This window comes from Salegentibacter tibetensis, from assembly GCF_020164485.1.
GTDB classification, from domain to species: domain Bacteria; phylum Bacteroidota; class Bacteroidia; order Flavobacteriales; family Flavobacteriaceae; genus Salegentibacter; species Salegentibacter tibetensis.
Genome location: NZ_JAIQZA010000003.1, coordinates 53,853 through 79,925 on the forward strand (window position 1 = coordinate 53,853; position 26,073 = coordinate 79,925).

The window sequence follows — 26,073 nt, forward strand, 5'->3', positions numbered from 1 at the left end:
GAACAAAACAATGAGACACGGAAAGAAAATAAACCATTTAGGTAGAAAGACCGCTCACAGGAAGTCTATGCTAGCCAATATGGCCTGCTCTCTTATAGAGCACAAAAGAATCAATACCACCGTAGCTAAAGCAAAAGCCTTAAAAGTTTTTGTAGAGCCTTTGGTAACTAAGTCTAAAGAAGATACAACCCACAACCGTAGGTTAGTATTTAGTAAACTTCGCCAAAAGGAAGCTGTAGCCGAATTGTTTCGTGATGTAGCTCCTAAAGTTGGTGACCGCCCTGGTGGATACACAAGGGTAATTAAATTAGGTAACCGTCTTGGGGATAATGCCGATATGGCCCTTATCGAGTTAGTTGATTACAACGAGACTTACAACCTAAGTAAAACAGAGAAGAAGAAATCTACACGTAGAGCGGGTAGAAAGAAATCTACTGAAGCTACTCCAAATGCTCCAAAGGCAGAAGGAAAAACAGAAGAGAAATCTTCAGAAAATAAAGAAGATAAAAAAGAGGAATAGAAATGAATCTTTTAAAAATCTACTTTCTAAAAAGGATAAACTCTCTGGGTTTATCCTTTTTTTATATATTAAAACCAAATAGTCTATTTCCGTGTAAACGGAATCCCACAACATAACAAATTATTTAAAATGAAATACCAAACCCGAAAAAAAGCGATTATCCTCCTGGAAGACGGCACTATCTTTCACGGTAAGGCTGTAGGAGATAAAGACGGTAAAGCCGTTGGAGAAGTTTGTTTTAATACCGGGATGACCGGTTACCAGGAGATTTTTACAGATCCTTCTTACTTTGGCCAGCTTATGGTAACAACCAATGCACACATTGGAAATTACGGAACTCTAGCAGAAGAAAGTGAATCTGATAAAGCCAAAATTTCTGGACTTATCTGTAAAAATTTTAGTTATACCCATTCCCGACAGGCTGCCGATTCATCACTTCAGGAATTTCTTGACGACAGTAACCTTTTCGCGATTTCTGATATAGATACACGTGCTTTGGTGACTTACATTCGGGAAAATGGCGCAATGAACGCGATTATTTCCACCGATGTAGATAATATTGAAGGGCTGAAGAAGGAACTAGCTAAAGTGCCAGATATGAATGGACTGGAACTTGCTTCTAAAGTGTCTACCAAAGAGCCTTATTATTTCGGTAACGAAAACGCTACTTATAAAATTGCAGCGCTGGATATTGGAATTAAAAAGAATATACTTCGCAATTTTGAACAGCGTGATGTCTATGTAAAGGTTTTTCCATACAACGCGACTTACGAAGAAATGAGCGAGTGGAATCCTGATGGTTATTTTCTTTCAAATGGTCCCGGAGATCCACAACCTTTAGAAAGTGCGATTAGGCTTACCAAAGCTATTCTGGAGAAAGATCATCCTCTTTTTGGTATATGTTTGGGGCATCAGGTTATAGCCATTGCTAATGGGATTAAAACCTATAAAATGCATCACGGCCACCGCGGAATAAATCACCCGGTAAAAAATCTTAAAACCGGAAAAGGAGAAATCACTTCCCAAAATCACGGTTTCTCGGTAGATAAAGCTGAAACTGAAGCAAATGCTGAAGTAGAGATCACGCATATTTGCCTTAATGATGATACCGTTGGAGGAATTGCAATGAAAAACAAAAATTGTTTCTCAGTACAATATCACCCAGAGGCAAGTCCGGGTCCTCATGATGCGAGTTACTTATTTGATGAATTTATGGATAGAATAAAAGGTGCAAAAGCTTAAATTTATTTTATAAAAGTTAATGGAAAAGCCCAAAATTTAAAGATTTTGGGCTTTATTTTTGTGAAAACTGATTTTATTCTAAATTGAGGCCACAAATTCATCACAACGCATCACAACGCATCACAACGCATCACAACGCATCACAATTCATCAATGAAAAATTATTACTATTCAGCTTTTACCTTGTCTCATTTTTCTCCATTAATGCTCAGGAATCAGCATCTGTTGAAGATGGACTTTTGTCAATAAACATCTTAACTCCTGGCATGGAATACGAATACGGGCTTACAAATTCTACTACTCTTGATTTAAGGGCTGGTTCCTCTGCTTTTGCTTTTGGGGCGGGTTCATCTGGGAAGTTCTTTGCGATCTTTCCGGTTTTTGCTGCGCAGTATCGTTATTATTATAATTTCGCTAATAGAATTCAAAAGGATAAACCAGTAAAAAATAATAGTGCTAATTATGTAGCGCTAAGTACTGGTTTGCAATCAGGAAAACCCATTATCGGTAACATAGAGTATTCAGCTGATTACTTTGGAGTTGTTGGTCCTGTGTGGGGCTTGCAGCGTTATTACGGCAGCGGCTTTAAATTAGATCTTAATCTAGGTGCGGGTTACGGTTTTGATGAGTTAGGGGATTCCTTCTTTTCTCCAATTATAGGTATAAGATTAGGATGGCTTCTTTCAAATTAACCGCCTTTTGTTTTCTATTTCTTTGCGTCTCTCATTTGCAGGCACAAAAACATCCTGTATTTTATGCGGGCATAGAAATGTACCGGCATACTGATTTTGAGAATAACGGCTTCGCAAAATTTTCAGTAGGCTCTCAAATTTATCAGTTCAAATTTTTTGCTCCAGAAATCGGCTTTGATTTTGGAGGAAGTTCCTTTCGAGAAAAAGAGATATACGATGAAACTGTACTAATCGATAATTTAAGTGAGGGGCTTTTGCGTCAACGTTTTACTTTTTCAGTTTTAACTTTAAATCCCAAATTGAAATTTGGAAATGAAGATGCGTTTATCACTTTTTCGCCAAAATATCACATCGGTTGGTTAACAGGGCGGGCAGATTATCTGGAATTTAGCGATGATAACAGGTACGTTGGTTTAAAAGAGTCCCAGGAATCTCGGGCCAATACTTCTTTTTGGAGTTTCGCTATTGGTTTTGAAGGCTTTCAAATCACAACAAAATACTGGTTTGCGCTCTCACTTCATTATACTTTGGTAAATGCCAATAATGTGTGGGAAACGATGCAATTTTCAGCAGAAGATGCATTTATGCAATCAGCTATAACTTCTACCATAGGTTTGGGATTTAGGTTTTATTATAATCCATTCGATTCAGAAAACGATTAAAAGAATACTGCTTGCGTATTAAGGCTTCTTTAAAATATATATCCTAAAGTTCGGAAATCCTTTCTTTTTTAGGATTTAATCAAATCCGTAACAAATAAAAGCTTTTCCTAAGATTCTTTTAGTCATTTTCTTTTCGAAAACCATTTAGTGTTTCCATAATGTTATAAATGCTTTAAAACTACCTGTTTCACTCGCTATTTTGGGCTTCAATTTGTATCTTGCATTTAAATTAATTAACTAATTAAAGAAGATTATGAGTGTAATAATAAATATTCACGCCCGTCAGATTTTTGACTCAAGAGGAAATCCAACCGTAGAAGTAGATGTTTTAACTGAAAATGGAATTTTAGGAAGAGCAGCAGTGCCTTCTGGAGCTTCTACCGGTGAGCACGAAGCAGTAGAACTTCGTGATGGTGGCGATGATTATATGGGAAAAGGTGTTACTAAGGCCGTAGAAAATGTAAATGATATAATTGCTGAAGAATTATTGGGTTATTCTGTTTTCGAACAAAACCTTATTGATAAAGCAATGATTGAAATTGATGGTACTCCAAATAAAGCAAAACTAGGTGCAAATGCTATTTTAGGTGTTTCCCTTGCCGTGGCTAAAGCTGCAGCAAACGAACTTGGTTTACCATTGTACCGTTACATTGGCGGGGTTAGCGCTAATACGCTTCCGGTACCAATGATGAATATTATAAACGGTGGTTCGCACAGTGATGCGCCTATCGCTTTTCAGGAATTTATGGTAATGCCGGTAAAAGCAGAAAGCTTTTCTCACGCATTAAAAATGGGAACTGAAATCTTCCATCATCTTAAGAAAGTATTACATGACCGTGGTTTAAGTACTGCCGTTGGTGATGAGGGTGGTTTCGCGCCAAAATTAGAAGGAACAGAAGATGCTTTAGAAACAATTCTGAAAGCTATCAAAAATGCGGGCTATAAAGGAGGTGACGATGTAATGATCGCTTTAGATTGTGCCGCTGCTGAATTTTATGAAAACGGAAAATACGATTATAAGAAATTTGAAGGTGAAGGTGGAAAAATAAGATCTAGCGAAGAACAGGCTGAATATCTTGCCGAACTTTCAACTAAATATCCTATCATTTCTATTGAAGATGGAATGGATGAAAACGACTGGGATGGTTGGAAAGCCTTAACCGATAAAATTGGAGATAAAGTTCAGTTGGTTGGGGATGATCTTTTTGTTACTAACGTTGAAAGACTTTCAAGAGGAATTGAAGAAGGAATTGCAAATTCTATCCTTATAAAAGTAAACCAGATTGGTACGCTTACCGAAACTATTGCAGCAGTAAATATGGCGCACAACGCCGGATTTACTTCGGTAATGTCTCACCGTTCTGGAGAGACCGAAGATAATACTATTGCCGATCTTGCTGTAGCTTTAAATACAGGGCAGATCAAAACCGGTTCAGCTTCAAGAAGTGACCGTATGGCAAAATACAATCAGTTAATTAGAATTGAAGAGGAATTGGGCGAAGTAGCTTATTTTCCAAAGCGTAAAGCGTTTAAAATCTAATTAGAGAATTCTAATAAAAATCAAATCCCTTTTGAAGAAAGTTCAAAAGGGATTTTTTTTTGAGATAATTCAGCAAAAAAACGTCCAAAATCGGTTGTCTCAGTGAAAATCTTATCGACGCTTAACGCAAAATTAACAGTAGATTTCTTAAATTAGCAACTCTCGAAAATAAGTTAAATCAAGTATATAAATTTTAGATATGTCAAAAGTCGCGACGATTGAAATAGAAGGGAAAAAATACGAATTTCCCGTTGTAGAAGGAACTGAAAATGAATTAGGAATAGATATTAAAAAACTACGAGCTGAAGCAGGAGTTATTACCCTGGATCGTGGTTATAAAAATACAGGAAGTTGTGAGAGCGCCATTACTTTCCTTGACGGGGAAAAAGGAGTGCTTCGCTATAGAGGTTATGCTATAGAAGACCTGGCAGAAAAAGCCGATTTCCTTGAAGTGGCCTACCTGCTTATTTTTGGGGAATTGCCAACCAAGACCCAATTAGATAAATTTTACGCTGATATTAAAGAAGAGTCTGCGGTAGACGAAGAGATGAAGAAAATCCTCGATGGTTTTCCAAAATCTGCGCACCCAATGGGCGTGCTTTCTTCTTTAACCAGTGCGCTTATTGCCTTCAATCCATCTTCAGTAAATGTTGAATCTGAAGAAGAGATGTATAAGGCTATAGTAAAAATTCTTGGTAAATTCCCGGTTCTTGCAGCCTGGACGCTTAGAAAGAAAAACAGCCTTCCGCTTAACTACGGTGACGATTCACTAGGTTATGTTGAGAACCTTCATAAAATGATGTTTGAAAAGCCGGGAAAAAGCTACAAAGTAGACCAGGCAGTTATTGATGCGTTAGATAAATTATTAATTCTTCACGCAGATCACGAACAAAACTGTTCTACTTCCACGGTAAGAATGGTTGGTTCTTCTCACGCGGGACTTTTCGCTTCAATTTCAGCCGGAATTTCTGCACTTTGGGGACCACTTCACGGTGGGGCTAACCAGGCAGTGATAGAAATGCTGGAAAGAATTAAAGAAGATGGTGGTGATACCAAGAAATTTATGGCAAAAGCTAAAGACAAGGAAGATCCTTTTCGTCTGATGGGCTTTGGTCACCGTGTGTATAAAAACTTTGACCCTCGTGCTAAGATCATTAAGAAATCTGCAGATGATGTTCTTGGGCAACTAGGTGTAGACGATCCGGTATTAGACATTGCTAAAGGCCTTGAAAAAGAAGCTTTAGAAGATCAATATTTCGTAGATAGAAAATTATATCCAAACGTAGATTTCTATTCAGGAATTATTTACCGTGCATTGGGTATTCCGGTAGAAATGTTTACCGTAATGTTCGCACTCGGTAGACTTCCGGGTTGGATTGCTCAATGGAGAGAAATGAGATTGATGAAAGAACCAATAGGGCGTCCACGTCAAATTTATACCGGTGCAAACCTGCGTGACTTTAAAGAAGTTGAAAAGAGATAAGAATATCTTTTATATATTAATAAATTCGGAAAAAGCTTCATCATCGTATGAAGCTTTTTCTATATTTGACGAAAATTTAACTAGTGAAATTGAATATCAATAATGAGACTTCCCGCCTTAAAGCGGTGGTTTTAGGCACAGCAGAAAGTAACGGTCCTGTACCATCTCTTGAAGATGCCTACGATCCAAAATCAGCCGAATTCATCAGGATGGGGTCGTACCCCAAAGAGGAGGATATGGTAGAGGAAATGGAAGCTGTAGCCAAAGTTCTTAAAAAGTATGATGTACAGATTTTTAGGCCAAAAGTCATTAAAGATTACAACCAGATTTTTACCCGGGATATCGCCTTTGTTATAGAGGATAAATTAATAAAATCTAACATTCTGCCAGATCGCGAACAGGAAATTGAAGCTATTAGCCACGTAATTGAGCAAATAAATCCTTCAAAAATACTTCAATTGCCCGAAGAAGCTCATATAGAAGGCGGCGATGTCATGCCTTTGGGCGACTACATTCTGGTGGGAACTTACCGTGGTGCAGATTATAAAGATTATATCACGGCACGCACCAACGTGCAGGCAGTAGAAGCATTGCAGGAGTTATTTCCGAATAAAAAAGTGGTTTCTTTCAACTTAAGAAAGTCAAATACCGAGCCTCGTGATAACGCTTTACACCTGGATTGCTGTTTTCAGCCAGTGGGAAAAGGCAAGGCGATAATTCATAGAAATGGATTCCTCGAAGAAAAAGAGTATAACTGGCTGGTAGATCTCTTCGGAAAAGAAAATGTTTTTGAAATTTCTCGTGATGAGATGTATTATATGAATTCCAATATTTTCTCTATTGATGAAGATGTGGTAATTTCAGAAAAGAATTTTACAAGATTAAACTCCTGGTTGAGGGATCAGGGCATTACGGTAGAAGAAGTACCTTATGCTGAAATTTCTAAGCAGGAAGGGCTTTTGCGTTGTTCAACCTTACCTTTAATTAGAGAATAGAATTATGAGACAGATTACAGATACGATTTTAATGGTACGCCCGGTAGCGTTTAGAATGAACGAGCAAACCGCGGTAAACAACTATTTTCAAAAAGACCTTACGGCCGATAATGTAAATGAACGTGCTCAGGAAGAATTCGATGAATTTGCTTCAAAACTTAGGAAAGTTGGGGTGAATGTGGTTGTGGTAGATGATAAGCTGGAAGACGATACGCCCGATTCTATTTTTCCAAATAACTGGGTTTCTTTTCACGAGAATGGTCATATCGCTCTATATCCGATGTTTGCCGAAAACAGGAGGAAAGAGCGTCGTATGGAGTATTTCGCCAAATTAGAAGAAAACGGCTTCAAGATCACGCAAATAGTAGATTATACTTCAGCTGAAGAGCACGATCTGTTTTTGGAAGGTACCGGCAGCCTTTTACTGGACAGGGAAAATCAAAAAGCTTATTGCGCTTTGTCTCCTAGGGCGGATGAAGATCTTTTGATAGAATTTTGCGAGGATTTTGAATTTACGCCGGTTATATTCAATGCCAATCAAAGTGTTGGCGGAAAAAGAAAAGCTATCTATCATACCAATGTAATGATGTGTTTAGCTGAAAAATTCGCTGTTATTTGTCTGGATACTATAGATGATAGCAAGGAACGTAAAAATGTATTGAAACATTTAAAAGATGACGGCAAGGAGGTAATTACAATTACTGAAGCCCAAATGCACGAATTTGCCGGAAATATGTTGCAGGTACAGGGTGCGTTTGATAAAAAATACCTTGTAATGAGCGCTAAGGCTCATAAAAGTTTAACCCGGGATCAAATCACCAAAATAGAGAAACATTGTGAGATTTTAAGCAGTGACCTTGAAGTGATAGAAACCTGCGGTGGCGGCAGCGCCCGTTGTATGATGGCTGAAGTGTTTCTACCGAAGGCTTAGTTTTACATATTTTTTTAGACAAAATAATTAAGAGACTTTCGTCAAGCTGAGACCCGTGATAAAAAAAATTACCTAGCGGAGGAAAATGACGTTTTCGAGCAAAGCGAGTTTTAAACTCCGTGTGTGAGTGTAGAAAATCAGCAGCGTTAATAATTTTTGAAGCCTTGGAAAAAATTTAGCTGCTGATTTGCGATTTTTTGGCCCTGTTGCCAAAAAAAACACCTCCACATAGGACGCCCTTTTTTGTTTCGTTTTTTGGGCGAGCAAAAAATGAAAAAAAGAAACTTCCATACCAGTTAAGTTTCATTTTGAATTATAAAAACAAGCCTGAATAACAGGATTTTAAAAATACGTCAATGGTAATTTATTTCAGCTTCTAACATGATGGAAATTATAAACAACTTAGATCTCCGAATAAATTTCGGAGCAGGCTCTGAAACAAGTTCAGGATGACGATAGGACAAATTAGTGCTTTTTGTATAATTCCCTTAAAAACAATACCATAATCCCGGCGGTGAAAAACGCAAAAGGTAAAGAGCTTATTATTAAAAACTTTTGCATTGCGGTGAGTACATCGCTATCGGGTTTTATGTTCCCCAATATAATTATTGCTTCTGAAAATACCAGGATTAAAATCGCCCAGATTAATCTGAATTTCTTCCTGGGGTGCTCTTTCCCTTTATCGCTAAACATACTCAATACATAAATGGCTGAATCTACCGAGGTCACTAAAAAACTAACTAGTAAAATTATCGTTACGATATTAATAAAATTTGACAGGGGGAAAGCTTCAAAAAATCGAAATAAGGAAGTGAAAACATTATCAAATTCGCCGCTGTAGGAATTCATATTTCCTATAAGATCAAAAGAAGCAGAACCAAAAATGCTAAACCAAAAGAAACTCCCCAGCGACGGAATAAGTAAAACTCCCAGGATCATTTCTCGAATGCTTCTTCCTTTAGAAATCCTGGCGATAAAAATTCCGGTGAAAGGTGCCCACGCCAACCAGAACGCCCAGTAATAATAGGTCCAGTCGGTTAAAAACTCTTTCCCGGGATTGTACTTTCCAAGTGCCAAGCTAAGCGGAACAAAATCTACGATATAGCTGTAAAAAGACTCGAAGAACCGACTAAAAACCTTCAGCATATCTACCTGGAAAAATACGAAAGACATTAAAATAACGGTCACGTAGATGTTCCAGTTGGAAATTCTTTTTATGCCTTTTTTTATTCCGGCGAAGGCCGAAATAAATGCCAGAAGACAAATCACAAAAACCAGGAGAATTGTAATCCAAAGCGTTCCCGCTGATTTTGAAGTAAGATGACTAATGCCACCTTCAATTTGTGTCGTGCCCAAAACAATTGCCGCTACCAGACCAAAAACTGTAGTAAGAATAGTGAGCAGATTTACACCCTGCGGCAGGTGTTTAATCTTCTTTAATTGAGGTAAGCTTGTACCCAAAAGAATATCAGATTTTCGAACAAAAAGAGCGTAGGCGATAAGTAGGGCGAAAATCCCGTAAAAGGCCCAGGCGGTGAAACCCCACTGGTAAAAAGTATACTCCAGGGCAATTATATCTGGTGCAGAACCGGTTTGTATCGGGGGATTCAAAAACATAAAAACCGGTTCCTGTACTGCTCTTAGTAAAATCCCGGCGCCCATTCCCGCACTGTATAACATCGCGATCCAGGAGAGTCCGTCGAATTCCGGTGGTGAATTCCCAAGTTTTATTTTTCCAAATTTGGAAAAGGCTATGAAAATGAGAAAGAATACGCATAATAAGCCAAGCCATAAATAAAATCCACCGAAAAACTCCCGTACCTGAACAGAGCCGTTTTCGATTATTTTATAGAAAAATTCGGTAAAGAAAAAGATGAAAAGCGCGAGAAAAAACAAAATTCCCGAAGCAATATAAAGCAACGGATTTTTAAGAAATTCCCGGGACAGTTGCGTCAAAATTTACTGCTTTTCAGTTTGTATTTGGTTTGCCAATAAGTGGTATTTCAAATTTAAACAAATAAGAAGGAATCAGGCGATTTGCTTTTTTGGCTCGCCTTTGGCAATTTTATTCAGCATTCCTTCAAAAATAAAATAGTGAAAGGGATACATAGCATACCAATATAACCTACCCCAGATTCCTTTAGGTCTAAACGTGGCGGTTTGGTGCAAAATGTTTTCTTTATCGATACAAAATTCTAACCAGGCCTCGCCGGGAACTTTCATTTCCGCAAATAGCAGGAGCCTTCTTTCTTCTTTATCGGCTAAGAGTACCCGCCAAAAATCTAAAGAATCTCCCGAAGCTATTCTATTAGGATGGGTTCTTCCACGACGTAATCCTACCCCACCAAAAAACTTATCGATATAACCTCGAAATTTCCATAACCAGTTTCCGTAATACCAGCCGTTTAAGCCACCAATAGCCCAGATGCGTTCCAGTACTTTATCAGGATCTTCTACCTTGGCCGATTGTTTATCCTGAAGGCAGCCGTATTTTGGCACTTGTATGTATTTGTTCAATTCTTTGCTAAAGCGACCACTACTTAAAGAATCTTTCCAACTGGAAATTACCTGGTTTTGTTCGATTTTGTAGAAAGCAAGTTCTATGGCTTCGGTATATGAAATGGGTTCAATATTAAGGATATCCTGTAAACGAGTGTCTTTAGTAATCACTTCAACACTCATGCTGTCTACCAGGTTTTGGGCAAGTTTGTAAGAAGTAGAGGTTACGAAATAAAGCCAGTAGGAGGAAAGTTTTGGCGACATAACCGGTACACTCAAAATCCATAATTTGAGTTTACGAACTTCAGCATATTTCAACATCATCTCTTTGTAAGTGAGCACATCTGGACCGCCAACGTCAAAAGATTCATTATAACATTCTTCTTTCCCGATTACCCCGGTTAGAAATTTAATAATATCGCGAATGGAAATTGGCTGGCATTTAGTTTCAACCCATTTTGGGGTTATCATTACCGGTAACTTCTCGCATAAGTCCCTTATGATTTCAAAGGAGGAACTACCAGAGCCCACAATAATCGCGGCTCTAAGTACTGTGACTTTAAAACTGCCACTATAAAGAATTTCTTCAACCTTTTTTCTGGATTTTAGATGTTTGGAAAGTTCTTCTTCATTAATAATTCCGCTTAAATAAATTACCTGGTTAACGGAAGTGCCGGCCATTATTTTATTAAAATTCTTCGCGGCCTCGGCTTCCTGACTTTCAAAATCCTCAGTAGATCCGCTCATAGAATGAATAAGATAATAGGCTACATCTATATTCTTTATTTTTTCGGGAGCTCCTTCATCTTTTAAAAAATCGAGTTCTACGATCTCTACTTTTTCGAGCAATTCTTCGTTGGAAGTAAAACGGTTTTTATTCCGCACTGCGCAAATCACTTCGTGGCCTTGTGCAAGGAGTTCGGGGAGCATTCGCATTCCTATATAACCGTTGGCACCCGTAAGAAGAATTCTCATAGAAAGATTTTAAGCTTAAAATAACAATTAAATTAGTACTTTTCCCCTGGATTAGTAAAACTTTATAAAATGAATAACGTCCTTAAAATAGTGCTTTTGGTAATTGGAATAGGAATGATTGCTTACGGCGTATACCAATTAATTACTCCTGAATTCGCTATAGATGCCGGGCCTCTGCAAGTTGAAGCTCATGGTGATAACACCCAATCTTACGCGATGATAGGTTTCGGCGTTTTAGCCCTTATAGGCGGGCTCGCATTTGGGAAACGCTAACTTTAGTTCAAAGCTGAATTTAATACAGCGACTACTGAAAAGCTGATATATTCAATCCCAATAGCGATTACAACAAACCCAATAATTCTGGAAATAGCATTAATTCCCGAAGCTCCCAGCATTTTCACGATGTAATGAGAACTTCTTAAAACCAGGAAAGTCGCTATACAAACGGCAAGAATGGCGAAAATGGTAATGATTTTTTCAGAAATTACCGTGTAATCATCATACATGCCTATAAGAAGTGAAATAGATCCGGGCCCTGCCAGCATTGGGATAGCCAGCGGAGTAAGGGAAACACTATCCCTCTGAAAAGCATCGTCTTTCACCCTTTCTTTTTCCATTCCTTTATGTTTTGAAAAAGAACCGGTAAGCAAAGCGAATCCCGAAGTTACAATTATTAGTCCGCCGGCAATTCTTAGCGATTCAATGCTGATTCCGAAGAAATGTAAAATAAATCTTCCGGTGAAAAATGAGATCGTCAGGATCACAAAAATATTAATAGCGGTAAGCAGAGAGGTTTTAGAGCGTTCCGACGCAGAATGTTCCTGGGTTAGACCTACAAAAATTGGCACTGTTCCAAGTGGATTTATTACTGAAAACAAAGCAGCGAAAACATAGATAAATAATTCCATTATTTTTTTTTGGCAAAATTGCTTCAGAAGTGCCGATTAAAAATTAAGCCGGAATTAATCTTAGATTATTAAAAATAGATAAACAGAAAAGGTCTTGTAAAGTTATGGTTAAAGATCTTCCACCTGGGTAAGTGCGTTATCCGATTTATAATCCAGAATCTTTTTAAAATATTTATGGATAGCAGGCGTGTCGGCCCTTACCTTAATTTTGGAATGATCCCTGTAAATGGAATATTCCTCAGCTTTGCCTTTGTAAAGGTGAAGTTTATAATAGGGGATAATCAGCGCATAAGTTTCCAGTAAAGACCTAAACATGACAATAATCCCGTTAGGCCGCATTTCAACATTACAGATGTTAGCATTATTATCTAAAACGAGGAGATTGTGAATATCAATACTGGTATCGGTAATCTGTAGTTTAGGCGATCCTGTTCCGTTTAATTTCATACGGGCCAGCAGCGTAAATGGCTTGCCTACTTCCTTATCAATTTTCTCTTTGGTTTTCGCACGGTTATAGGAGATATTTAATAACATAGCTTTTTGTTTAAAGATAGGTAAAATATAGGCAAAAGCCTATTTTCTGTTATCTTTGCAGGGCTTAAAACTATAAACAGAAGTAAGAAATGAAACTCCAAAGTACTCTCGCTGCACACGTAAAGGATGCTGTTAAAAAAACCTATGATGTTGAAATCGAAAACCTGGAATTTCAGCCTACTCGTAAGGATTTTGAAGGCGATATTACTTTGGTGACTTTCCCAATGCTTCGTCAGCTTAAAACTAATCCCGTAAAACTGGGAGAAGAAATCGGAAGTTATTTAGCTGAAAATGTTACTGAAGTTTCCGGATTCAATGTTGTTAAAGGCTTTTTGAATATCGTTTTAAGCGATGCCTATTTTCTTGATTTTTTCAACGAAATGAAAAACAGGGAAGATTTCGGTATTATTCCCGCAGCTGAAAATGCGCAGGGAATTATGGTTGAATATTCTTCACCAAATACCAACAAACCATTGCATTTAGGGCATATAAGAAATATACTTTTAGGCTTTTCTGTTGCTGAAATATTAAGTGCCGCCGGAAATAAATCTTACAAAACCCAGATCATTAACGATCGCGGAATCCATATTTGTAAATCTATGTTAGCCTGGGAGCGTTTCGGAAATGGAGAAACCCCGGAATCTACTGGATTAAAAGGCGATAAATTAGTCGGGAATTACTACGTGAAATTTGACCAGGAATACAAAAAAGAAATTTCCGAATTAATGGAAATCAAAGGTATTTCTGAAGAGGCCGCAAAAGCTGAAGCGCCAATTTTGGTTGAAGCAAAACAGATGTTGCTAAAATGGGAAGCCGGCGATCCCGAAGTTGTTGCCCTTTGGGAGAAAATGAACCAATGGGTTTATAACGGATTTGAGAAAACCTATGACGCTTTAGGCGTAGATTTCGATAAGAATTATTACGAAAGCGATACTTACCTGTTGGGGAAAGATGTGGTAAACCAGGGGCTTGAAAAAGGCGTTTTTTATAAAAAAGAAGACGGCAGTGTTTGGATAGACCTTACCGATGAAGGCCTGGACGAAAAAATCGTTTTGCGAAGCGATGGCACCGCGGTTTATATGACGCAGGATATTGGAACCGCCATTCAAAGGGTGAAAGATTTCGATATTAACGGGATGGTTTACACCGTGGGGAACGAACAGGATTACCACTTTAAAGTCTTGTTTTTAATCCTGAAAAAACTAGGTTTCGACTGGGCAGATTACCTGTATCATTTAAGTTATGGAATGGTAGATCTGCCTAGCGGAAAAATGAAAAGTCGTGAAGGTACGGTGGTTGATGCCGACGATCTCATTGCTGAAATGACCGAAACTGCCAGGAATATTTCTGAAGAATTAGGGAAATTAGAGGGTTATACTGATGTTGAAAAAGAAGAGCTCTACCAAATGATTGGTTTGGGTGCTTTGAAATATTATATTTTAAAAGTAGATCCTAAAAAACGAATCTTATTCAATCCGGAAGAGTCGGTAGATTTTCAAGGAAATACCGGGCCGTTTATTCAGTATACCTACGCCAGGATTCAGTCTATAATTAGAAAAGCCGATTTCGATTTTAAGAAGTTGATAGAAGATTATCAATTTCACGAAAAGGAGCGGTCTTTAATTAAACAGCTTCAGTTATATCCTGAAATAATTCAATTAGCGGCAGAAAACCATAGTCCGGCGCTAATTGCAAATTACACTTACGATCTTGTAAAAGAATTCAATTCATTTTATCAAAATGTAACGATTTTAGGAACCGAAGATCTTTCAGAAAAAACCTTAAGGGTACAATTGGCCAATAGCGTGGGGAATGTTATAAAATCTTCCTTCAACTTGTTGGGAATTCAGGTGCCGGAAAGAATGTAGATCTAGTTAATGAAAATTGAAATAGGAGTGAAATAAAAACTTTTCACTTCAGGCTCAAATCATTAAATTTGCAATTCGTTGGAATACAAAATAAAAACCCCGGGAAAATTCGAGGAGGTTTTAAATGAAAAAAGTTTTCAAAATATCGAGGCTAGCCTCGGCAGAATTATACCCTCTTTGGGAAATTAAACCACAGTAGAAATTATGTTTGATAGTTTAAGTGATAAGTTAGATAATGCCTTACACGTTTTAAAAGGGCACGGCCAGATTACCGAGGTAAACGTTGCCGAAACTTTAAAGGAAGTTAGACGTGCTTTGGTTGATGCCGATGTGAACTATAAAATTGCCAAAGATTTCACTAATGTCGTGAAAGAAAAAGCGCTTGGGCAGGATGTGTTAACTGCATTGAAGCCGGGCCAGATGATGGTGAAACTGGTAAAAGATGAACTTACCCAATTAATGGGTGGGGAAGCCGAAGGGATTAACCTTTCCGGTGATCCTTCTATTATTCTAATGTCTGGATTACAGGGTAGTGGTAAAACTACTTTTTCTGGAAAACTTGCGAATTTTCTTAAAACTAAAAAGACTAAAAAACCACTTTTGGTTGCCTGTGATGTTTACCGTCCCGCGGCGATAAATCAGTTACACGTAGTTGGTGAGCAGGTTGGTGTTGAGGTTTTTTCAGATGAAGGTAACCAGGATCCTGTTGCTATTTCCAAAGCTGCAATTGCGCACGCTAAGGAAAATGGTCACAATGTAGTAATTATAGATACCGCCGGTCGTTTAGCTGTAGATGAGGTGATGATGACCGAGATCACAAATATCCACGAAGCTATTCAACCACACGAAACTTTATTCGTGGTAGATTCTATGACGGGTCAGGATGCGGTAAATACCGCAAAAACCTTTAATGAAAGATTGAATTTTGACGGGGTAATCCTTACAAAATTAGATGGTGATACCCGTGGTGGTGCGGCGATCTCCATTAAGTCTGTAGTTAATAAGCCTATTAAATTTATCGGTACCGGGGAGAAAATGGATGCATTGGATGTGTTCTATCCAGACCGTATGGCCGATAGGATTTTGGGAATGGGTGATGTTGTTTCCCTTGTGGAACGCGCCCAGGAACAATATGATGAAGAGGAAGCGAGAAAACTTCAGAAGAAAATTGCAAAAAACCAGTTTGGGTTTGACGATTTCCTGAAACAATTACAGCAAATCAAGAAGATGGGGTCTATGAAAGACCTTATGGGGATGATTCCGGGAGCAGGAAAAATGCTGAAAGATGTAGATATTGATGACGATGCCTTTAAAGGAATTGAAGCGATAATCCACTCGATGACACCAGACGAAAGAAGTAATCCAAAGATTATAAATTCCAGCCGAAAAAAACGAATCAGCAAAGGTTCGGGAACAACGGTACAGGAAGTAAACCAATTGTTGAAGCAATTCAATCAGATGGGCAAAATGATGAAGATGATGCAAGGCGGTGGTGGCCAGAAGATGATACAGATGATGAAGGGGATGAAGTAGTTGAGTAAGCAGTTTTTAAGTTAGCAGTGGGCAGTCTCAGTTGGCAGTAAATATGAGTTTTAAATCCTTATATGCATATCAAAAAGCCTTTGATCTGGCAATGGAAATTTTTAAACTTTCCAAAACTTTTCCTGTGGAAGAAAGATATGGTTTAAGTAATCAAATTGTACGATCATCAAGAAGTGTTTGTGCTGCAATTGCAGAAGCTTATCGTAAAAGGGAGTATCCAAAATATTTTGCAAATAAACTTACAGACGCTGATTCTGAAAATGCTGAAACCCAATTATGGCTGGATTTTGCTGAAGCTTGTAATTACTTACCAGAGAAAGATAAAATAGTTTTACAATCCCAAAGTGAGGAGGTTGGAAAACTGATAAATTATATGAAAAATAATCCAGGTAAATTTGGAGTCAAAAACTGACTGCTAACTGCCAACTAATTACTGCTAACTGAACATGACTATATTAGACGGAAAAAAAACCAGCAACGATATTAAAGATGAGATTGCTGCTGAGGTTGAAAAGATTAAAAAAAGAGGCGAGAAAGTTCCGCATTTGGCTGCGATTATTGTCGGAAACGACGGAGCCAGCTTAACCTATGTAAATGCAAAAGTAAAATCCTGTAAACGTGTAGGTTTCAAATCATCATTGTATCGCCTTCCAAATACTGTGAATGAAATTGAATTACTGGATAAGATCGAGGAGTTAAACCAAAATGACGATATAGACGGGTTTATTGTTCAGTTGCCTTTACCGCCACAAATCGACACTCAAAAAGTACTAAATGCTGTAGATCCAGATAAGGATGTAGATGGTTTTCACCCTACCAACTTTGGGAAAATGGCTTTGGATATGACTTCTTTTATTCCGGCTACTCCGTTTGGAATCCTGGAATTACTGGAACGATATGACATTCCTACCAAAGGGAAGCATACCGTGGTTATTGGTAGAAGTTATATAGTTGGAAGGCCAATGAGCATTTTGATGGGAAGAAGTGGTTTTCCCGGAAATTCAACGGTAACCTTAACCCATGAATTTACTAAAAATATTACCCAAATTACCTCACAGGCTGATATTATAATTATCGCCGTTGGAATTCCAGATTTCCTTAAAACAGAAATGATTAAAGATGATGCGGTAATCATTGATGTGGGAATTACCAGGGTACCCAATGATGAAGCCGAAAAAGGTTATGTGATAAAAGGCGATGTAGATTTTGAGAATGTAAGCAAACGAGCTTCTTATATCACACCTGTTCCCGGGGGAGTAGGACCAATGACGGTTTCCATGCTACTTAAAAATACCTTGCTGGCAACCGAACGTCATAAAAAAAGAGCGAAAGAAAAAAGCAAAGTTTAATATCTAATTAGAGCTTTTCAGGATATAAAAAGTCCTATCAATCCCAATTAATTTTTCGGGAGCTGATAGGACTTTTTAATTACTATTAATTCAGAAAATATTAAGTGTTTAATCTTCTTCTAATTTCCAGTCTAAATATTTATGAAGGTCGGTTTCAATAAACCTTATGGTGATTGTTAAGATTGCAAAATCATCTACATAACCAAGCCCCGGAATAAAATCTGGTATCAGGTCTAACGGATTTAAAACATATAAGAGCGCAAAAGCAATAGCGGCAATGGTAAACCACGGGACGTTGCTGTAAATTCCGCTGCGATAATCTTTTAGCATCCCAAACATCAATTTGCCAAGTTCGGTATACTTTCTTAAAGCACCTGCATTAACAATTTTATCTTCAATTTCCTCCTGATTTTTTGCAGCAATTTCCACATCACCATCCTTCACTTTGGAAACTCCTTTTTTTAAGTATTCCTCGTCAATCTCTTTCTTCTTTTTACTGAACATGTTCATAATTTCTTCATTTTGTGATTAGTAGCTATTTTAAAGTCGGTCGTGGGCATTGCCGTATTCTTTTTTATAAATTTTCAGAATTAGTAAAAACAAGGAAACCAGCAATGGTCCAAATATCAATCCTATAAAGCCAAAAAGTTGCACTCCTACAATCACACCAAATAGGGTGATAAGCGGGTGTACTGCTGCAAGTCGATCTAATATATAAAGTCTAATTATATTATCTGTAGAGCCAACTACCACAAATCCGTAGATTAACATGGCAATAGCCTGCCAGTTATCACCCTGGGCTAACAATAGGATCACTACCGGAAGAATTCCTATCGCGGTCCCAATGAAAGGGATCATGGATCCTATAGCGGTAATTACAAACCAAAAGAAAGGATCGGGAACCCCAAAAATCAAAAACCCAATAAGGGCAATAATTCCCTGGAAGATCGCAACCAAAGGGATACCCAACGCATTAGATTTCACAAGTTGGTCGCTTTCTTTCCCTATTATTTGTAGATTTTCATTACCTAACGGAATATAGGAAATAAGAGAGGATTTCATAGAATCCCTTTTTATTAGCATATAATATAGCATAAAATACATCAAGCCAATTGCAATAAATGCATCAAAGGTACCACCTGCTAAGCTTTGCAGGTTTCCAGATATCCAATTGGTAACTGAGGAGGTATCTATAGACTCGCTTAAACTATATCCTATATAGGTTTCTGCTTCTGCTAATTGGTTTTTAACTGCTCTTACTACCCGTTCAGAATTGGCTACTGCTTTACTTATTTTTGAAGAAAGCATGATCACAATCAATGAAATTGGAACTAAAATGCCCACAAAAGAACCGGCCATTAATAGCGCTGCCGATATCGGGGGTTTCCAGCCCCTATCCACCAATTTTTTCATCCAGTTACGCAGAAGCACATATAAAGTAATTGCTCCAAGCACACCTGAGAGGTAAGGAACAATTTCTTTAAAAATTAAAACCGTTAAAAAAAGAATAAGCATTAATACGAAAATCTGTCGTACCAGTGCCGGTTTTAATCTATCCATATTTTTATGATTGGTTGGTTATTTTGCAAATATTTGATCTTTATTTTTAAAGGCTTTGAATTCCAGGGCATTTCCGCAGGGATCCTTAAAAAACATCGTGGCCTGTTCGCCTACCTGGCCGGCAAAACGAATATAAGGTTCTATTTCAAACTCAATGTTTTTTGATCTTAATAAATTAGCAAATTCCTGGAATACATCCCATTCTAAAACCACTCCAAAGTGAGGTACGGGTACATCTTTACCATCTACCGGATTGCTATGTGCTTTTTCAGTTTCTTCAACCGGTTTGTAATGAATCACCAATTGATGGCCAAAAAAATTGAAATCTACCCAATGGTCACTGCTGCGGCCTTCACCACAACCCAGGGTTTCTTTGTAGAATTTTCTGGCTTTTTGTAAATCTGAAACCGGTATGGCTAAATGAAATGGTTGTACCTTCATAAATCTTAATAAAATTAAATATTATACGCTATTAAAATTAACAAGTAATCTTAACATGCTGGCAAGTAATAGCGCTAATAATGTGTTAAGATTTGTTCTTGCGTGGTCTGGGACCCGAGCGTGGTTTTGGTTTGCTTTTTAAAGCGGAAGATTTAAGCGCAGATGCTTCTTCTGTCTTGCTGGATTCATCTACCATTTTGTTGATAGTGTCCAGTTCCTCCTTAGTAAGGTCACGCCATTTTCCTACCGGAACATCCAGACTAACGTTCATAATTCTAATGCGCTTTAGTGCGCTTACCTCATAACCTAAAAATTCACACATTCTACGAATTTGGCGGTTTAAGCCCTGGGTAAGTATAATCCTGAAATCGTTCTTCCCTAATTTTTCTACTTCGCATTTTTTGGTGGTAGTTCCCAGAATAGGAATACCGTTTCCCATCCTGCGAATAAAATCTACAGTAATGGGTTTGTTTACGGTAACAATATATTCCTTCTCATGGTTGTTCCTGGCACGTAAAATCTTGTTTACAATATCGCCGTCGTTGGTTAGAAAAATAAGTCCTTCGCTGGGTTTATCCAGCCTGCCAATTGGGAAAATCCGCTTAGGATAATTTATATAATCAATGATATTATCCTTTTCTACGCGGGTATCGGTAGTACAAACAATGCCTACCGGCTTGTTAAAAGCGAGATACACGTTTGGTTCTTTTTTTTCTTCTTCAGAAACTGCTTTCCCGTCAACTTTTACCACATCACTGGGAGCTATTTTAGTGCCCATTTCAGGAACAACTCCATTGATGGTCACCCGGCCCTGATCTATGAGTTTGTCAGCGGTACGGCGGGAGCAATAACCAATTTCACTTAAGTATTTATTTATTCGGGTAAGCTTCTGTTCAGACATAAAAAAGATTGTTAGACAAAGATACAAGAATTCACTGCGAAACTAATTTTTTAAAAAATAATCGAGGTACAGGCAACCTTTTGTAACTTTCATGCGTCTATGTAAATAGAGGGCCTTTTAATTAGAAAATCGGGTGAAAGTAATTCAACTCTTTAAAAACGAAACTCAGTTAATAAAGCGTGCGGCTAAAAAAGACCGTAAGGCGCAGCGCGAATTATATGAGTTGCATTCGGGAAAAATGCTAGGTGTTTGCCGTCAGTATATTAAAGACATGAACCACGCCGAAGAAGTAATGCTAAACGGATTTTTAAAAGTATTCACCCACCTTAATGATTTTGAAGCTAAGGGAAGTTTTGAAGGCTGGATAAGGAAAATTATGGTTAGAGAATCGATTTCTTTTTTAAGGTCACAAAAGAAAATGATTTTTAGGGATGAAGAAATTGCCGATCCTGGTTTTTCTGCGGAAATGAATACAGAGCTGAATGTAGCGCATATTCAAAACCTCATAGACAAATTGCCGGAAGGCTATAAAATGGTTTTTGTGATGTATGCGGTAGAAGGATATAAGCACGCCGAGATTGCGAAAATGCTGAAGATTACCGAAGGGACTTCAAAATCGCAGTTGTCTAAAGCGAGAAAAATGTTGCAGGAGCAGCTAAAAACACAAAATACATCGGATTATGGAATTAAATAAATTCGAAAAACAAGCACGGGAAAAACTGGGAGAAAGGCAGATAAAGCCTTCTGCCAGGAGTTGGGAAAAATTGGAGGTAAAATTAAATACCGAAGAAAACAAAACTTCCAAAACACCCTGGAGATATATCGCCGCAGCGGTTGGAGCTTTGCTTGTTGCAGGAACATTTATGTGGAATAATGATTTTTCAGAAAGCCCGCAGGTTGTTGAAGAACCGGTCAATGAGATGATCCAAAAACCGGAAGTAAAAAAAGAAGTGCCTAAAACTAACCCGCAAATCGCTGCTGAAGAAAATAAAAATGAGAAAGGAATTTCAGCTGAAAATAAAGCGACAAATAAAATTACCGGGAATACTGAAACTTCAGTAGCGGAAGAAAAAACTCCTGAAATGCAAATTTCCGAAGAAAATAAATATGAAGAAGCCATTGCTTTGGAAACCATTAGCCTGGAACCATCAATTTCAGAAGAAAAGCTGATTCAATCTAAACTTGAAGAAATCATCGCCGCAGCTGCAAAAAATGATGAAATCTCTGAAGATGAAGTTGAAATTTTACTGGCCCAGGCAGCTGCCGAGATTAGCAGAGAGAGAAATTCACAAATGTTTATTTCAAATTCTGAGCTAAGTGCAAATGCGCTTTTAGCTGAAGTAGAAGATGAGATTTACCAGTCTTTTAAAGCAAAGGTTTTTGAGGTTTTAAAGGAAGGTTATCTCAAAGCAAGAACAGCGGTTGCTAATAGAAATTATTAATAAATTATTTAAAAACCCACCACAGGGTCATTCATCAAACATCAAAACCAATTATTATGAAAACACTTATTTTTTACGTCACACTTTTATTATTCAATTTTTCCATTCAGGAAGTTTCTGCCCAGGAAATTGCTTCAAAAGAAGTTGAGCTTACTTCAGAGGAGAAAGCGAAAGAATTTTTTGAAAAGGAAAAAGCTGAAATTGTAGAGAAAGAAAAAGGGAAACTTAAATATCAGATTGAACGTATAAACGACGAGCTGGAAAAAGGTAAGATCACCAAGGAAGAAGCCGAATTACAAAAGAAGGAGTTCGCTGAAAAACACGCTAAAAACATTGAAAATAAAATAGCCATTTTAGAGAACGAAATGGAGCTTAGGGACAGAAATGGTAATATGTCAGAAAATGATATTGCTATTGGCGGCAAAGGAAAAGCTCTGGATATCAATATTAATACTAAAAAGAAATATGATAAGAGAACGACAACAGATTTGGTAGTCGCCGCTGGTTTTAACAACGCACTTTCTGATGGGCAAACTTTAAACGATTCAGATTTTAAACTGGCCGGATCTCGTTTCTTCGAAATTGGCTGGGCCTGGAAAACAAGGGTGTTCAAAGAGACGAACTGGTTGCGTGTTCGCTACGGGCTTTCCTTTCAGTTTAATGGCTTAAAACCTACCGATAACCGTATTTTTGTTGAAGATGGTGACGAAACATACCTTCAGGAATTCCCCCTGGATCTCAATAAATCTAAATTTAGAATGGATAACCTGGTAGTTCCTGTTCATTTTGAGATTGGTCCTTCCACAAAAACTGAAACCGAAGATCGTTTGCATTTTTCTACCTATAAAATGTTGAAAATTGGTTTAGGTGGCTACGCCGGGTTCAATATTGGAGAACGTCAAAAACTCAAATATAAAGATGACGGAGACAGGGTGAAAGAGAAATTAAAAAATAACTACAATACCAATGATTTGGTGTACGGGGTAAGTGCTTACCTGGGATGGGGAGGCGCCACGCTTTATGGAAAATACGATCTAAACCCAATATTTCAAAATCCAAATATGGAGTTACATAACTTTTCTTTAGGACTTCGATTTGATGTTGATTAATGAAACCCTATATTTTGAAGCCCGTGCGCCCAAAATTTAGTTGCTTGAATTATCCACTGAAGAGAGGGATCAAAAAACTGCCATCCCTTATAAAATTTTAGAGTTAGCCGCTTTTTATTTAGTAATTTTGTTTACCGTAAAACAGACCTCACAGTCCCGAAGCATCGGGATTAAAACCTGTGAGGTCTAAGGCTTAAATAACCCCAATTTGATTTCAAAAACCACCATAGACAACGTATTTGAAACCTCCCGTGTTGAGGAGGTGATTGGTGATTTTGTTAATCTCAAAAAATCGGGTTCCAATTTTAAAGGTTTAAGTCCGTTTAGTGATGAGCGAACACCGAGTTTTATGGTTTCTCCCGTAAAGCAAATCTGGAAGGATTTTTCCAGCGGAAAAGGAGGGAATGTGGTAGCTTTTCTTATGGAACACGAACATTTCACCTATCCTGAAGCCATAAAATACCTGGCCAAAAAATACGGTATTGAGATTGAAGAAACCCAGCAAAGCGACGAGCAAAAGCAGCAGGCCGATGAAAGGGAAAGTATGTATTTGGTTTCAGAATTTGCAAATAAACATTTTCAGAAAAATCTTCATAAAACCGATCCCGGAAAAGCAATTGGTTTAAGCTATTTTAAAGAACGCGGTTTTACACTGGAAACGATTAAAAAGTTTGAACTTGGTTATTCTTTAGACGAGTGGGATGATTTTACCAAAGAAGCTCTTGCTGAAGCTTATAAGTTGGAATATCTCGAAAAAACCGGACTTACCATTGTAAAAGGCGAGAAGCAGTTTGATAGGTTTAAAGGAAGGGTGATGTTCCCTATTCACTCTATGTCTGGCAGGGTTCTGGGTTTTGGCGGTAGAATTCTTACCAATGAAAAAAAAGCCGCAAAATACCTGAATTCACCCGAAAGTGATATCTACCATAAAAGTAAGGTCTTATACGGGATTAATTACGCAAAACAGGCAATTGCGAAAGAAGACAATTGTTTTTTGGTGGAAGGCTATACTGATGTGATCCAGTTTCATCAAAGTGGGATAGAAAATGTAGTTTCTTCTTCGGGAACGGCATTAACACCAGATCAAATTCGGTTAATCAACCGATTAACAAAAAATATCACCGTGCTTTTTGATGGTGATGCGGCAGGAATTAGAGCTTCGCTTCGAGGAATAGACTTAATCCTGGAACAGGGAATGAATGTGCGGGTTTGCACTTTTCCGGAAGGAGAAGATCCCGATAGTTTTGCCAAAAACAATTCAGATGAAGCTTTAAGCGAATATTTGGAAGAGCACGCGCAGGATTTTATTAGTTACAAAGCTTCGCTGCTTATGGAAGAAGCGAAGAAAGATCCTGTGAAAAAAGCTGAGTTAATCCGGGATATTGTGAACAGTATTTCAAAGATTCCAGATACCATTCAGCAGGAAGTTTATTTGCAGGAATGTTCCCGAATAATGGATATTTCTGAAAATGTCCTGTTTTCAAGCCTGGCGCAGCTTAATGCAAAAAGAGGAAGAACTTCTCCGCAACAACAGCAACAAAAAAAATCTTTTGATGTAGTTAAGGAAGAACCACAGCCAAAAACGGCAAAGGTTGATGAGCAGTACGAGCTGGAGAAAAAAATTATTAGTCTTTTGCTGCAATATGGGACCATTGAAGAAGAATTTGAAGACCTGGTACTTAAAGAAAAAGAAGACGGGGAGCTGAGTTTAGAGAAGGAAGTGCAAAAAACCAGGGTTTTTGAAAAGATCTTTCTGGACCTTCAGGAAGATGAAATTGCTTTCGCAAATCCAAAATTCAGGGATATTTATGCTGAATTAATCGCTCGCTTAAACAGTGAAGAAAAATTTGAAGTTAAAAACTTCATTAATGACATAGACCCAGAGCAGGCTTCTGAAATCACTTCTATTTTAATGGAAGAGGAGCAATATAAATTACACGAATGGGACCGGCAAAACATTTTTGTTAAAGCAAAAACTGAAACCATTTCCAGGCACGTTAGCGAAACCATTCTTTCTTTGCGTAGGTTTTTGATTAATCAGAAGATAAATGAGCTTTCAGAAAAAGTGAAAACTCCCAGCGAAGAGCAGGAAACCCAGCATATTCTGGAAGATGTTAAAGATTATCTTAGTCTGAAAAAAGTCCTTTCTGAGAAGCTGAATCGGGTTATGTAGTGCTTATCTGAAGTAATCTTGACCTAGTAATAAGATCGGCTATATTGTCCACCTGTAGTTTTTTAAGCAGGCGTGTCTTGTAAGTACTTACCGTTTTTTCATTTATAGAAAGTGCTTCAGCAATATCTTTATTTCTTTTTCCGGAAGCGATAAGGTTTAGAACTTCAGATTCCCTTGTAGAAAGTTTCTTAAATTTAGCGATCAAATTTCTTCCGGGAGACATCCCGGCATTGAGTTTTTCGGTGATTTTTTTGTTGAGATAAATTCCCCCCCTTGCCACCTGATAGATGGCTTTTTCAAGATCCTCGGGCTTTGCCAGTTTAGAAATATAGCCTGCTGCTCCGGCTTTTATAGCGCTTAATGCATAGACCTCTTCAGGATGACCTGTACAAACAAGAATTTTTACTTTTGAATAATCAGTTTTAATGGTGCGAAGCGCATTAATTCCATTTATTTCTGGAAGATCTATTTCTATTACCAATACATCTGGCTGGTTTTCACTCAAAAAACCGTAAAGTTCCATCCCGCTATATACGCTACCTACTACCTCTAGCGCCGGATTATTTCTAAGGATGCATCGAATACCCTCATGCACCACAGGGTGATGATCTGCAATTAATACTGTACTCATAATTTTAGGTTGGTTGAAAAACACGCCGGGGTAGGTCAAGCATATTTATACTATTAAATTTAACAGAATTTTCCTA

At 37.9% G+C, this 26,073-nt stretch carries 26 protein-coding genes; 17 read left to right on the forward strand and 9 right to left on the reverse strand.

All coding sequences use genetic code 11. From position 1 onward, the window contains the following. The first annotated feature begins 10 nt into the window (after positions 1-10). The 8 genes from rplQ (at position 11) to ctlX (ending at position 8,065) form a co-directional block, all read left to right on the forward strand. Positions 11-520 (forward strand): 50S ribosomal protein L17, encoded by a 510-nt coding sequence (rplQ, locus tag LB467_RS02275; RefSeq protein WP_224472401.1) that lies wholly within the window; start codon positions 11-13, stop codon positions 518-520. A gap of 129 nt (positions 521-649) precedes the next feature. Next, entirely contained in the window at positions 650-1,762 is a 1,113-nt protein-coding gene (gene carA / locus LB467_RS02280; RefSeq protein ID WP_224472402.1) for a glutamine-hydrolyzing carbamoyl-phosphate synthase small subunit, read from the forward strand. 83 nt (positions 1,763-1,845) lie between these two features. Continuing rightward, a complete protein-coding gene (locus LB467_RS02285) occupies positions 1,846-2,454 on the forward strand; it encodes a DUF3575 domain-containing protein (RefSeq protein WP_224472403.1) in 609 nt (202 codons plus the stop codon). After that, positions 2,436-3,116 carry a hypothetical protein gene (locus LB467_RS02290; protein WP_224472404.1) on the forward strand — a complete coding sequence of 227 codons (681 nt, stop codon included), beginning with the start codon at positions 2,436-2,438 and terminating at the stop codon, positions 3,114-3,116. The genes LB467_RS02285 and LB467_RS02290 overlap by 19 nt, the downstream gene beginning before the upstream one ends. 253 nt (positions 3,117-3,369) lie before the next feature. Further along, complete coding sequence (gene eno / locus LB467_RS02295) at positions 3,370-4,656, forward strand: phosphopyruvate hydratase (protein ID WP_224472405.1); 1,287 nt, start codon at positions 3,370-3,372, stop codon at positions 4,654-4,656. A 199-nt stretch (positions 4,657-4,855) separates the two neighbouring features. Beyond that, on the forward strand, positions 4,856-6,139 hold the full coding sequence (locus LB467_RS02300; protein ID WP_224472406.1) for a citrate synthase: 1,284 nt from the start codon (positions 4,856-4,858) through the stop codon (positions 6,137-6,139). Between the two features lie 83 nt (positions 6,140-6,222). Continuing rightward, on the forward strand, positions 6,223-7,134 hold the full coding sequence (locus LB467_RS02305) for a dimethylarginine dimethylaminohydrolase family protein (protein ID WP_224472407.1): 912 nt from the start codon (positions 6,223-6,225) through the stop codon (positions 7,132-7,134). 4 nt (positions 7,135-7,138) lie between these two features. After that, entirely contained in the window at positions 7,139-8,065 is a 927-nt protein-coding gene (gene ctlX / locus LB467_RS02310; protein WP_224472408.1) for a citrulline utilization hydrolase CtlX, read from the forward strand. Positions 8,066-8,530: 465 nt separating this feature from the next. On the opposite strand, the gene LB467_RS02315 is transcribed toward ctlX, so the two are convergent. Beyond that, the gene (locus LB467_RS02315) at positions 8,531-10,021 is read right to left on the reverse strand and encodes a BCCT family transporter (protein WP_224472409.1); all 1,491 of its coding nucleotides are present in this window, start codon (positions 10,019-10,021) and stop codon (positions 8,531-8,533) included. A gap of 72 nt (positions 10,022-10,093) precedes the next feature. After that, complete coding sequence (locus tag LB467_RS02320) at positions 10,094-11,539, reverse strand: SDR family oxidoreductase (protein WP_224472410.1); 1,446 nt, start codon at positions 11,537-11,539, stop codon at positions 10,094-10,096. 69 nt (positions 11,540-11,608) lie between these two features. Here LB467_RS02320 and LB467_RS02325 point away from each other — a divergent pair, with 69 nt between their 5' ends. Next, the gene (locus tag LB467_RS02325; protein WP_224472411.1) at positions 11,609-11,812 is read left to right on the forward strand and encodes a hypothetical protein; all 204 of its coding nucleotides are present in this window, start codon (positions 11,609-11,611) and stop codon (positions 11,810-11,812) included. A 2-nt stretch (positions 11,813-11,814) separates the two neighbouring features. On the opposite strand, the gene LB467_RS02330 is transcribed toward LB467_RS02325, so the two are convergent. Both LB467_RS02330 and LB467_RS02335 read right to left on the reverse strand, forming a co-directional pair. Further along, entirely contained in the window at positions 11,815-12,447 is a 633-nt protein-coding gene (locus LB467_RS02330; protein ID WP_224472412.1) for a MarC family protein, read from the reverse strand. Positions 12,448-12,555: 108 nt separating this feature from the next. Further along, on the reverse strand, positions 12,556-12,981 hold the full coding sequence (locus LB467_RS02335; protein WP_224472413.1) for a hypothetical protein: 426 nt from the start codon (positions 12,979-12,981) through the stop codon (positions 12,556-12,558). 89 nt (positions 12,982-13,070) lie between these two features. On the opposite strand from LB467_RS02335, the gene argS reads away from it, so the two are divergent. From argS to LB467_RS02355, 4 genes are all read left to right on the forward strand, one after another. After that, positions 13,071-14,849, forward strand: a complete 1,779-nt coding sequence (gene argS / locus LB467_RS02340; RefSeq protein WP_224472414.1) for an arginine--tRNA ligase — start codon at positions 13,071-13,073, stop codon at positions 14,847-14,849. 204 nt (positions 14,850-15,053) lie between these two features. Further along, positions 15,054-16,382, forward strand: a complete 1,329-nt coding sequence (ffh, locus tag LB467_RS02345) for a signal recognition particle protein (protein WP_224472415.1) — start codon at positions 15,054-15,056, stop codon at positions 16,380-16,382. 52 nt (positions 16,383-16,434) lie between these two features. Beyond that, entirely contained in the window at positions 16,435-16,803 is a 369-nt protein-coding gene (locus LB467_RS02350) for a four helix bundle protein (protein ID WP_224472416.1), read from the forward strand. Between the two features lie 34 nt (positions 16,804-16,837). Further along, positions 16,838-17,740: a bifunctional 5,10-methylenetetrahydrofolate dehydrogenase/5,10-methenyltetrahydrofolate cyclohydrolase gene (locus tag LB467_RS02355; RefSeq protein WP_224472417.1), complete on the forward strand. Its 903-nt coding sequence runs from the start codon at positions 16,838-16,840 to the stop codon at positions 17,738-17,740. A gap of 108 nt (positions 17,741-17,848) precedes the next feature. Here LB467_RS02355 and LB467_RS02360 read toward each other — a convergent pair whose 3' ends face one another. The 4 genes from LB467_RS02360 to rluF all read right to left on the reverse strand — a co-directional run bounded on the left by LB467_RS02360 (position 17,849) and on the right by rluF (position 20,642). Continuing rightward, positions 17,849-18,250: a YkvA family protein gene (locus LB467_RS02360; protein WP_317196333.1), complete on the reverse strand. Its 402-nt coding sequence runs from the start codon at positions 18,248-18,250 to the stop codon at positions 17,849-17,851. A gap of 30 nt (positions 18,251-18,280) precedes the next feature. Further along, the gene (locus LB467_RS02365) at positions 18,281-19,300 is read right to left on the reverse strand and encodes an AI-2E family transporter (protein WP_224472418.1); all 1,020 of its coding nucleotides are present in this window, start codon (positions 19,298-19,300) and stop codon (positions 18,281-18,283) included. 18 nt (positions 19,301-19,318) lie between these two features. Further along, positions 19,319-19,741: a VOC family protein gene (locus LB467_RS02370; protein WP_224472419.1), complete on the reverse strand. Its 423-nt coding sequence runs from the start codon at positions 19,739-19,741 to the stop codon at positions 19,319-19,321. An 85-nt stretch (positions 19,742-19,826) separates the two neighbouring features. Next, a complete protein-coding gene (gene rluF, locus LB467_RS02375) occupies positions 19,827-20,642 on the reverse strand; it encodes a 23S rRNA pseudouridine(2604) synthase RluF (RefSeq protein WP_224472420.1) in 816 nt (271 codons plus the stop codon). Positions 20,643-20,775: 133 nt separating this feature from the next. On the opposite strand from rluF, the gene LB467_RS02380 reads away from it, so the two are divergent. From LB467_RS02380 to dnaG, 4 genes are all read left to right on the forward strand, one after another. Then, positions 20,776-21,336: an RNA polymerase sigma factor gene (locus LB467_RS02380; protein ID WP_224472421.1), complete on the forward strand. Its 561-nt coding sequence runs from the start codon at positions 20,776-20,778 to the stop codon at positions 21,334-21,336. Further along, a complete protein-coding gene (locus LB467_RS02385) occupies positions 21,323-22,084 on the forward strand; it encodes a hypothetical protein (RefSeq protein WP_224472422.1) in 762 nt (253 codons plus the stop codon). Before LB467_RS02380 ends, LB467_RS02385 begins: the two co-directional genes overlap by 14 nt. A gap of 56 nt (positions 22,085-22,140) precedes the next feature. Next, positions 22,141-23,193, forward strand: coding sequence for a porin family protein (locus LB467_RS02390; protein ID WP_224472423.1), 1,053 nt, complete (start codon positions 22,141-22,143; stop codon positions 23,191-23,193). A gap of 208 nt (positions 23,194-23,401) precedes the next feature. Further along, positions 23,402-25,366 carry a DNA primase gene (gene dnaG / locus LB467_RS02395; protein WP_224472424.1) on the forward strand — a complete coding sequence of 655 codons (1,965 nt, stop codon included), beginning with the start codon at positions 23,402-23,404 and terminating at the stop codon, positions 25,364-25,366. Here the strand turns inward: dnaG and LB467_RS02400 are convergent. After that, on the reverse strand, positions 25,359-25,997 hold the full coding sequence (locus LB467_RS02400; protein WP_224472425.1) for a response regulator: 639 nt from the start codon (positions 25,995-25,997) through the stop codon (positions 25,359-25,361). The two genes, dnaG and LB467_RS02400, sit on opposite strands and share 8 nt — an antisense overlap. Positions 25,998-26,073 lie beyond the last annotated feature (76 nt).